Source organism: Acinetobacter sichuanensis (assembly GCF_003024515.2).
GTDB classification, from domain to species: domain Bacteria; phylum Pseudomonadota; class Gammaproteobacteria; order Pseudomonadales; family Moraxellaceae; genus Acinetobacter; species Acinetobacter sichuanensis.
In genome coordinates this window covers 1-2,274 of record NZ_PYIX02000121.1, presented here as the reverse complement: position 1 = coordinate 2,274, position 2,274 = coordinate 1, and the positions used below count along the sequence as shown (strand labels likewise).

The window sequence follows — 2,274 nt, the reverse complement described above, 5'->3', positions numbered from 1 at the left end:
GCTGACGCACACCATCGCCCACCGGGTGGGTCGCTATCTGGAACGGCAAGGCCTGCTGGAACGGGATGTCGAAAACAGCTATCTGGCCTCGGATGCGGTGGATGACGACCCGATGACACCCCTGCTGGGGCACTCGATCACTTACCGTATCGCTGTCGGTTCACAGGCGGGGCGAAAGGTGTTCACTTTGCAAACTCTGCCGACCAGTGGTGATCCGTTCGGTGACGGGATTGGCAAGGTAGCCGGGTCCAGCCTGCACGCCGGCGTGGCGGCCAGGGCCGATGAACGCAAGAAGCTCGAACGGCTGTGCCGGTACATCAGCCGCCCGGCGGTATCCGAGAAGCGGCTGTCGTTAACACGAGGCGGCAACGTGCGCTACCAGCTCAAGACGCCGTACCGGGACGGCACCACGCACGTCATTTTCGAACCATTGGATTTCATTGCAAGGCTGGCCGCCCTGGTACCGAAGCCCAGAGTCAACCTAACCCGCTTCCACGGGGTGTTCGCACCCAACAGTCGGCACCGGGCGTTGGTCACGCCGGCAAAACGGGGCAGGGGCAACAAGGTCAGGGTGGCTGATGAACCGGCAACACCAGCACAACGGCGAGCGTCGATGACATGGGCGCAACGGCTCAAGCGTGTTTTCAATATCGACATCGAGACCTGCAGCGGCTGCGGCGGCGCCATGAAAGTCATCGCCTGCATTGAAGACCCTATAGTGATCAAGCAGATCCTTGATCACCTGAAGCACAAAGCCGAAACCAGCGGGACCAGGGCGTTACCCGAAAGCCGGGCGCCACCGGCTGAGCTGCTCCTGGGTCTGTTTGACTGACGAGCCTGAAGGCCAACGATACCAATCAAAATGCTGCGTTCACAGCGCCGCGGCAGGGATCCGCCGTGCTGGTTGTCGGAAAAGGAGCCGCTAGTGGGAAAGAGGAGGGTAAATTTTCAGCGTTGCTGGCTCCCCGTCAGCCGGATTGGGTTGCATCGCAGGGGTGTCGAAAGAGTCAACTGCGGTCCAAAGCTGTTGGACTTGGGTGAAAAGGGCGTTTATTCTTCCTATACGTTGTCGGCAGCGGGCCAAAAAGGAATACGTCCATGCCCATCGAGGTGAAACCGGCTGTGAGCGCGGGTTCAAGCATATAGCCCGACAGGCGCGTATCCTTGCCGATCACGACACGATGGCGGTGGTCACCGCGACGAAAGACACGGCCAGCCGCCATGCCGACGCGCAAGGCGGTTTCCGCCGTCATCGCGCCTTCGTTGGCTTTGCCACGAATACCGTCTGTGCCGAAATATTTGCGCACCATAAGGTCGATTATCCTGTCGTCGGGTCGCCCTCAAAGGGGACATGCCTGCTGAACCGCGAATATAGAGAAATATCCCGAATGTGCAGTTAACGAATTCTTGCGGTTTCTTTCAGCGCCGCCAATACCGCCAGCCCGTCGCGCAAGGGGCGCGGCTCGTGTGTGCGGATGAAGTCAGCTCCACCTGCGGCGGCGGCAAGCTCTGCAGCGAGTGTCGCGGCCCCGACATCCCCCGGACCACGGCCTGTGAGCGCGCGCAGAAAGGATTTGCGCGAAACAGACAGAAGCACCGGCAAATCGAAGCGCAGCCGCAATTCATCGAACCGCGCCAGCACCGAGAGCGAGGTTTCGGGAGCAGCCCCCAGAAAAAACCCCATGCCGGGATCAAGGACAAGGCGGTTGCGTTTGATACCGGCACCCGTCAGCGCCGCGATGCGCGCGTCAAAGAACGCCGCAATGTGATCCATGATGTCGCCAGCGGGTGCCTCGCGCCGATCTGCCTGCCCGTCTTGCACCGAATGCATAACGACGAGTTTGGCAGATGATTTCGCCAATTGCGGATAGAACGCAGCGTCTGGAAAACCGCGAATATCATTGAGATAGGCCACACCACGCGACAAGGCATAGGCTTGCGTCGCGGGTTGATAACTGTCGAGCGAGACGGGAATGCCATCTGCCTTGAGCGCGTCCAGCACCGGCGCGATACGCGCGATTTCTGTGTCGGACGAAACAGGCGCGGCGTCGGGATTGCTGGATGCCGGACCGAGGTCGATCACATCTGCCCCCTCGGCCATCAGCTTACGCGCCTGCGCAATGGCTGCGTCTGGCGCCAGATACCGGCCTCCATCGGAGAAACTGTCCGAGGTTATGTTGACGATGCCGAAAATGATGAGCGATTTATTCATGGGGGCTTCTATAATAATCTCTGTACACGACAAAAATAGATAACTCATTGAAATAATGTCAC

2 protein-coding genes and 1 pseudogene are annotated in these 2,274 nt (G+C 59.5%); 1 reads left to right on the top strand and 2 read right to left on the bottom strand.

The window, feature by feature from the left end; all coding sequences use genetic code 11:
- Nucleotides 1–832: pseudogene (locus C9E89_RS22240) on the top strand (IS91-like element ISCR2 family transposase); the annotation flags it as partial.
- 175 nt (nt 833–1,007) lie between these two features.
- Here C9E89_RS22240 and C9E89_RS22230 read toward each other — a convergent pair.
- Both C9E89_RS22230 and sul2 read right to left on the bottom strand, forming a co-directional pair.
- Nucleotides 1,008–1,310, bottom strand: a complete 303-nt coding sequence (locus C9E89_RS22230; RefSeq protein WP_000251875.1) for a phosphoglucosamine mutase — start codon at nt 1,308–1,310, stop codon at nt 1,008–1,010.
- An 86-nt stretch (nt 1,311–1,396) separates the two neighbouring features.
- On the bottom strand, nt 1,397–2,212 hold the full coding sequence (sul2, locus tag C9E89_RS22225; RefSeq protein WP_001043260.1) for a sulfonamide-resistant dihydropteroate synthase Sul2: 816 nt from the start codon (nt 2,210–2,212) through the stop codon (nt 1,397–1,399).
- Nucleotides 2,213–2,274 lie beyond the last annotated feature (62 nt).